This window comes from Streptomyces sp. NPDC059037 (genome assembly GCF_042740015.1).
GTDB lineage: Bacteria > Actinomycetota > Actinomycetes > Streptomycetales > Streptomycetaceae > Streptomyces.
This window is the reverse complement of sequence record NZ_JBHYIG010000306.1, coordinates 1-7,771: the sequence shown is the minus strand read 5'-3', so window position 1 is coordinate 7,771 and position 7,771 is coordinate 1. Positions and strand designations below refer to the sequence as shown.

Here is a 7,771-nt window from a genome sequence, read left to right as displayed (position 1 = left end):
ACCCCTCACACCCCCCCGGGTGCTGGACCCCCCCCTCCCGCCGCTGAACCTACCCACCCCCCCCCTGGACATACCCCCCCCCCCCCCCCGGACTCAGAGGGTCCACCTTCGGTCCTGTACACCGCCGAAGGCCCCGCATCACCGATCTCGTCCGCGAGTTGGTGGACGAGGATGCCGTGCCGGAACGCCGTCTCCCCCACGTCGGCGCAGTTGCTGCCGTACACCGAAAGTCTGTTGCCGTCCTCCTTCACCACCTCGATGGAGCGCTGCCCGGCGCGGGCTTCCTTGGACAGCAGCGCGCCCAGACGCGCCGCGTGCGGGCTGCGGACCGCGACCCTGGGGCGCAGCCGGGTGCGGGCGAAGTCCCCGACTTCCTGGTCGGCGACGAGGCGGCCCGCCTCCAGCGTGACGACCCGGTCGGCGGTCCGTGCGGCCTCCTTGGGGTCGTCCGTGGAGAACAGAACCGTTCCGCCCTGGGCGGCGTGCGCGCGCAGGATCCCGTGCAGCCACCCGCCCTCCCGGGCGGAGAGGCCGTCGGCGGGCCCGTCCAGGACGAGTGTGTGCGGGTCGGCGAGCAGCGCGCAGGCTAGGCCGAGACGACGGTCCATGCCACGCGAGAGCATGCCGAGCCGCTGGTCGCGGAGGCTGACGAGGCCGACGACTTCGAGTACGTCGTCCGCGCGCCGTACGGGCACTCCGGCGGCCGCGCAGAGCATGCGCAGCTGGCCGCGGACCGTGCGGGCCGGGTGCCCCGGGACCTCGCCCAGGAGGACGCCGACCTCGCGCGAGGGATGGGTGATGCGGTGCAGCGGGCGGCCTCTGAAGTAGGTGACTCCACGGCCCTGTTGGAGTTCGAGCATGAGCCTCAGCGCCGTCGTCTTACCGGCGGCCCGCGCGCCGAGCAGCGCCGTGACACGGCCTGTTCGCGCCTCGAAGGACACGTCGTCGACGGCGGGCGGCAGCTCCTGGCGGGCGTTGCTTGTCAGTCCGATGGCCTGGATCATCGCTTCTCTCGCGGGACGTGAGACCGCTCGGCGGCCGGGGCTCGTCCGCCGGTTCGGGGACGGACGAACCCCGCGGGTACCACAGCAAGATAACGCGATATTTCCGGCATTTCGGGCAGGGTGTAGGCCAAGGGTGTCAACCGCTCGACCCGGACCGGCACATGACCAGCGGGGTGACCTGCGACGCGGCCTCAGACCTCGGGACGCAGCATCGGCGGGTTGAGCAGCGTCGCGCCGCCCGCCCGGAAGAGCTGCGCGGGGCGGCCACCCTGTCGAGTGGTGGTGCCGCCGGTGGGGACAAGGAACCCTGGCGTGCCGGTCACTTTGCGGTGGAAGTTGCGCGGGTCGAGCACGACTCCCCACACCGCTTCATACACACGGCGCAGCTCGCCGACGGTGAACTCGGGCGGGCAGAAGGCTGTCGCCAGTGAGGAGTACTCGATTTTCGAGCGGGCTCGCTCCACGCCGTCCGCCAGGATCTGTGCGTGGTCGAAGGCGAGCGGTGCCGCCTGCTCGTCCTCGCGGCCGTATCCGCCCTGGTTGAGCAGTGCCTCGACCGGCGCCCAGCGGGCGCTGTGCGCGTCGCCGCCGGGCCGTGGGGCCGGCAGATCGGGGGCGAGTGCGAGATGGGCGACGCTGACGACCCGCATCCGCGGATCACGCTTGGGATCGCCGTAGGTGGCGAGCTGCTCCAGGTGTGCCCCGTTGACCTGGACGGGAGTGTCCGGATCGTGTGCGCACAGCCCGGTCTCCTCGACCAGTTCCCGCGCCGCGGCCGCAGAGAGGTCCTCATCGGCACGTACGAATCCGCCGGGAAGCGCCCAACGGCCTTGGAACGGCGGCTCACCGCGGCGGACCGCCAGCGCGCAGAGCGCGTGACGCCGCACGGTCAGCACGACCAGGTCGACGGTGACAGCGAAGGGCGGGAAGGCCGACGGGTCGTAGGGCGACATGCCGCGATCATAGTCGTCTGCCTGACGATAAACACCTCTTCCAGCATTCGATCCCAGCCGGATTCACCGAGGGCTTCTGTCAGGTCCGCGACGTACCGCATGTCCCGGTTCGGCGGCCCTACACCCCCAACTGCAGCCCGTCGCCCGCCTCCTCGACCATGGCGAGACCCAGCCTGCTGACACGTACGGAGAACGGGGCACCCGCGACACGCAGCGCCGTCAGCTCCAGCTCCCCCAGCGGCGCGCTGCGGACCGGACGCAGTGTCACCGTGCCGGCCGGTGCGTCGGGCCGGATGCCGGCGAGTGCCGTGAGGAGCTGTACCCCGGCGGCCGCGGCGACGGCTGCCGGACGGCACGCGGCGGGGTGGGGCAGCGGGGCTCCGCCCTCGGTGCGCTGCTCCCCCGCGTACATCTCGGGAAGCCGGTGGTCGAAGGCCTCGGCGGCCGCCAGCACGCCCCGCAGCAGGGAACTCGCTTCCTTCTCGTAGCCCGCGGCTGCCAGGCCCCCGACGGCGACCGCCGACTCATGGACGCGAACAGCCCCGCCCCGATGGCCGAACGGGTTGTACGCGGCTTCCTTCGCGCCCAAGCTGCGCAGCCCCCAGCCTGAGTCCATGGCGGGCCCGCCGAGCAGCCTGGCGAGCTGTTCGGTCTGCACCTTGTCGAGGAGGCCGGGTGCGAGCCTGCCGGAACCGAGCAGTCCCGTGTCGAGGAGATGGGCGGCGCTGCCGGTGAGGAGGGGCACGGGACGGCCGTCGGGCAGGCAGGCCGCGGCGGGCCTGCCACCCGTGCGGTCCGCCGTCCAGAACTCCTCCCGGAAGGCCTCCCGCAGTCGCTCCGCCCACTGCCGCAGACCGGTGGCTCCCGAGCGGCCGTGCGCTTCGAGCAGGTCGGCGCCGAGCAGTGCGGCTCGATGGGCGTGCGCCTGGGTCTCGCAGCGCCTGGGACCGCCGGGATACGGGTCCGGCAGACATCCGCCCTCGCCGGCCGCGGTGAGCAGCCAGCGCAGGCAGCGCTCGGCCGCCGGCAGCATCTCCTCCGTCTCCTGCTCGGGCAGCCCCCAGCGCCAGGCCTCCGCCACGAGCACCGGGAAGAGCAGCGTCGCCTCGACCCCCGTGCAACCGGGCGGGAGATGCGGTCCCGCGTCCCGCAGCGGTCCCGGAATCAGGCCCGCCCGCCGTCCCGGTCCCTTCAGTTGACGGCGGGCGAGCGTGCGCAGCGTCCCCATGGCGATCCGCGTACCCAGCGGCAAGGCCATCCGGGCGGCCGCGAGCGCCTCCGCCGGGGCGAGACCACAGCGCCATGGCGCACCCGCCGCCAGGTGGACGTCGGCCGGGTGCTCGGGGTCGCGAAGCAGCAGGGCCTGCAGGTCCTGTACGGACCTGTCCAGCAGGAGCCGGGCCCTGGGGTCGTCGCCCGTGGCCCGTGCCGCGGCGAGGGAGCGCGCCGCACTGTGCCCCACCGCCCTGACCGGCCCCGCACCCTCCGGCCGTACGCGCAGCTCCACGCTCCGGGAGCCGCCCGGCGGCAGCTCCACCTCCCAGCGCAGCAGGCCGGCGGAGGCCAGGGCGTCCGTGGGAGCGGGATGCGCCGTGACCACGCAGTGCCCGGCAGGCGAGGACCACCGCATGCCGGAGTCGTGGACGCTGGCGGGCAGTTCGGGCCCGGAGCCGCCGGACGCGATCGCGCCGAGCTCCGCCAGGTCCGTGCCGAGCGCCACCTCGACGGGCAGCCTCAGGGGGCGGGTGGCCGCGCTGCGCAGGGTGATCCGTTCCGTGCCGTCGGCATGCCGGGTCCGCTCGACGACGACATCCGGATCCGGGGCGCCGTCCGCGGACCCGCGCAGGGTCGCGACGAACCGTGCGCATTCGGCCGAGACCATCCGGGCCTGCACGGCGACCGGCTCGCGCCCCGCCACCCGCACCTGGCAGCGGGAGAGCAGTCGGCGCCCCGCGCGGTAGAACCCTTCGAGTCCGCGGCCGGTCAACTGCCCTTGGTCGGTGGAGATCGCGAGCGCGGGCATGGCGACACAGATCAGCGCCGTATGGACGGGCGGCAGCTGGGCGGATCGGCGCGGCACGGGAACCGGAGCCCGTGCGCTGGACAGGCGCGAGGAAGCAGACGCGGGCCGCTGGGGACCTTCTCTGCCGGACACAGAGGACGGGGCGGGCAGAGGCATAGGGCGGCTTCTTCTGCGCTGGCTGCGCTACGGGGATGCGGAGGTCGTGCCGCGGCGCGACCCTGGTGCGGGTACCGCCACACAGGTGAACGGACCGGCCCCGCCCCAAGTCACGCCCAGGGAACGGGAAGCCACCCGCCCGGCCCCGCCCCCCCCCGGTGCGCCCCTGACGGCCGGTGCGTCTCCGGCTGGCTCACCTGTCGTTCCTCGCTCCGCGCCGGACGGTGCGGCGGCGGTTCTGCGGCCGCGTGCTCGGCCTGTCGGTGCCCCGTGGCCCACTGCCGCCCTGCGGACGTGCGGGGTGGCGGCGCCGGGGCCCGGCACCCTTCGGTTCCCCTGCCGAGCCTGAAGAGTCGGCGAGAACCGGCGGTTGGGCCTGCGGCTCCGCGGCGCTCCGATCGGTCCGGTCGGTCTGATCGGTCTGCTCGGCTCGGTCGGTCCGGTCGCGGCGCAGACAGCGGCGGATCGGCTCCGGGTCGAGGTCTCCGGTGCAGGCGTGGTGCAGGAGTTGCGCGAAGGCGTATCCGGGGTCCGCGGACAGCGCCATATCCAGGGCTTCCTGTCCCTCCGTGGTGTCGCCGAGGGACCAGGCGACCCAGCCCGCGAGGGACAGCGGTGCGGCGGCGTGCTCTCCGTAGGCGCCGACGCAGCGGCGGGCCAGTGCCCTCCAGAGGCGCAGTGCGGGGACCCCGTCGTCGCCTTCCATCCACTGCGCCGCCTGATCGCGTGTCGTGCGGTCCTGGAGGCCGAGGATCAGCGCCGCCGCCTCGTCGTGCGCGAGCAGTTCGTCGTCCTGGAGATCCGCCTCCAGGGTGCCGGTGACCGGTGGCGCGGCATCGAGGCGCGCCATGATCCGGCGGGCCAGGTCGAGCGTCTCCAGGGCGACCTCGGCGTGCCCGCCCTCGTCGAGGATCCGGTGGACGATCGCCATGCCCGCCGCGTCGAGCGCGGCTTCCTGGTCCGCCGCTCCTGCGGTCTCCCACGGGCTGAGCCGCGCCCGCATCTCCCGTGGCGTTGTGCCCACTTGGACACCGGCGTAGGCCGTGGCCGCGGCCAGGACCGACGTGCCCGGCCGGAGCAGCGGGAGGCCCTCGGGAGGGCAGCACTCCTGATTCGGGCAGCAGTAGGTCCAGAAGCGCCCCGTCGAGATGCACACCACCTCGAACACGGGGACGTCGAGCCCGCCGCATGCGGTCCGGATCACCTGCGCCAGCGGACGCAGACGCTCCATGAGCTGCGGGCCGGACTCGGCGCCGACGGGCTCGGCGCACAGAAAGGCGACAACGCCGTCAGGTCGGGCACCACGCCTCTCGCAACCGCCCACCAAGCACTGCGCGAGCTGCTCCGCGATGGGCGGCCAGTCCTCCGCGCGCTCGGGAATCCCGAGCCGCACGCGCCCGCCGAACCGCCCCCGCTCGCCGTGCAGAGCGATGAGGACGACGCTCTCCTCGGGCCGGAACCCGAGCAAGTACGGCAGGGCGTCCGCGAGTTCGGCCGGGGTGCGCAGGGTGACCAGGGTCTCGTCGGCGGAGTCGGTCACGTCGCTTGATTCGTTGTGGTTCGTCATGTCCCGACTCTCCCGCGGATCGCAAGATTCCGGTTTGGCCTGTGGATAACTGCGATCAGGGGCACGCCAAGAGTTATCCACAGCTCGGCGGACTCGTTCGCCTAATGTCAGACCCATCGGGTTGCATGGGGGCATGAGCAACGAAGATCTGCGCACGGCGGCCGATGCCGTACTCGCCCGCCTCGTCGGCGGCCCCTCGGCCGCGCCCGGCGAGGCACCCCCCTCGGACGGGCCGCGCCTGCGCGAGGACCAGTGGCTCGCGATCGAGGCGCTGGTCGCCGACAAGCGCCGCGCCCTGGTCGTGCAGAGAACCGGCTGGGGCAAGTCCGCCGTGTACTTCGTAGCGACCGCGCTGCTGCGGGAGCGGGGCAGCGGGCCCACTGTGATCGTCTCGCCGTTGCTCGCGCTCATGCGCAATCAGGTGGAATCCGCGGCCCGGGCCGGCATCCGCGCCCGCACGATCAACTCCTCCAACACGGAGGAGTGGGACACCATCCAGGCCGAGGTGGCCTCGGGCGACGTGGACGTGCTCCTGGTGAGCCCGGAGCGGCTGAACAACCCGGACTTCCGGGACCAGGTCCTGCCCAAGCTCGCCGCCGCGACCGGCCTGCTCGTGGTCGACGAGGCGCACTGCATCTCCGACTGGGGCCATGACTTCCGGCCCGATTACCGGCGGTTGCGCACCATGCTCGCCGACCTGCCGCCCGGCGTCCCCGTCCTTGCCACCACCGCGACGGCCAACGCGCGCGTGACGGCCGATGTGGCCGAGCAGCTGGGCACCGGAGGCACCTCGGACGCGCTCGTGCTGCGCGGCCCCCTCGATCGGGAGAGCCTGAGCCTGAGCGTGCTCCAACTTCCCAACGCCGCACACCGGTTGGCCTGGCTAGCCGACCACCTGGACGAGCTGCCCGGCTCCGGAATCATCTATACGCTCACGGTCGCCGCCGCCGAGGAGATCACCGCCTTCCTGCGACAGTGCGGGCACACCGTCGCCTCGTACACCGGAAAGACGGAGAACGCGGACCGCCAGCAGGCCGAGGAGGACCTGCTCGCCAACCGCGTGAAGGCCCTGGTCGCCACGTCCGCCCTCGGCATGGGCTTCGACAAGCCCGACCTCGGCTTCGTGGTCCACCTCGGCTCCCCCTCGTCCCCGATCGCCTACTACCAGCAGGTGGGCCGCGCGGGCCGCGGTGTCGATCACGCGGAAGTGCTGCTGCTTCCGGGCAAGGAGGACGAGGCGATCTGGAACTACTTCGCCTCGCTCGCCTTCCCGCCCGAGGAGCAGGTCCGGCGCACGCTTGACGTCCTTGCGCAGGCGGGCAGGCCGCTGTCGCTGCCCGCGCTGGAGCCCCTGGTCGAGCTGCGCCGGTCGCGCCTCGAGACGATGCTCAAGGTCCTCGACGTGGACGGCGCGGTCCGTCGCGTCAAGGGCGGCTGGATCTCCACCGGGATGCCGTGGGCGTACGACGCCGAGCGGTACGCCTGGGTCGCGAAGCAGCGGCAGACCGAACAGCAGGCGATGCGTGACTACGCCACGGCTCCCGGCTGCCGGATGGAGTTCCTGCGGCGACAGCTGGACGACGAGGCGGCGGCACCCTGCGGCCGCTGCGACAACTGCGCGGGGGCGCGCTTCGGCGACGCCGTGTCCCCCGCGGCACTGGACACGGCGAAGGGCGAGCTGGTTCGCGCGGGCGTCGATGTGGAGCCCCGGAAGATGTGGCCCACGGGCCTTGCCGCGGTGGGCGTCGACCTCAAGGGACGTATCCCCGCGGGGGAGCAGGCGGCCCAGGGCCGGGCCCTGGGGCGGCTTTCGGACATCGGCTGGGGCAACCGGCTGCGGCCGATGCTCGCGCCGACGGCCCCCGACGGACCGGTGCCCGACGATGTGGCGAAGGCCGTGGTCGGCGTGCTCGCCGACTGGGCCAAGGGACCCGGCGGCGGGGGGGGGGGCCACCCGTAACGCCCCGCGGAACCCCAGCCCACAGCAAAGGCGGACGGGCGGGGGGGGGGTGGGGGTATTCCCCCCCCCTCACCGCCCCCCCCGGCACCGCCCCCCCCCCCCCGCGCG

3 protein-coding genes and 2 pseudogenes are annotated in these 7,771 nt (G+C 73.4%); 1 reads left to right on the top strand and 4 read right to left on the bottom strand.

Annotated features, from left to right (window positions below; translation table 11 throughout):
- Positions 1–121 precede the first annotated feature (121 nt).
- The 4 genes and pseudogenes from ACFWY6_RS38895 to ACFWY6_RS38880 form a co-directional block, all read right to left on the bottom strand.
- Positions 122–1,004 (bottom strand): annotated as a pseudogene (locus tag ACFWY6_RS38895) (ATP-binding cassette domain-containing protein); the annotation flags it as partial.
- Between the two features lie 191 nt (positions 1,005–1,195).
- Positions 1,196–1,957 (bottom strand): NUDIX domain-containing protein, encoded by a 762-nt coding sequence (locus tag ACFWY6_RS38890; protein WP_384700687.1) that lies wholly within the window; start codon positions 1,955–1,957, stop codon positions 1,196–1,198.
- Positions 1,958–2,075: 118 nt separating this feature from the next.
- Complete coding sequence (locus ACFWY6_RS38885; RefSeq protein WP_384700691.1) at positions 2,076–3,980, bottom strand: glycogen debranching N-terminal domain-containing protein; 1,905 nt, start codon at positions 3,978–3,980, stop codon at positions 2,076–2,078.
- 349 nt (positions 3,981–4,329) lie between these two features.
- The gene (locus ACFWY6_RS38880; protein ID WP_384700685.1) at positions 4,330–5,703 is read right to left on the bottom strand and encodes a DUF4192 domain-containing protein; all 1,374 of its coding nucleotides are present in this window, start codon (positions 5,701–5,703) and stop codon (positions 4,330–4,332) included.
- A 133-nt stretch (positions 5,704–5,836) separates the two neighbouring features.
- On the opposite strand from ACFWY6_RS38880, the pseudogene ACFWY6_RS38875 reads away from it, so the two are divergent.
- A pseudogene (locus ACFWY6_RS38875) lies at positions 5,837–7,654 on the top strand (RecQ family ATP-dependent DNA helicase); the annotation flags it as partial.
- Positions 7,655–7,771: the final 117 nt, after the last annotated feature.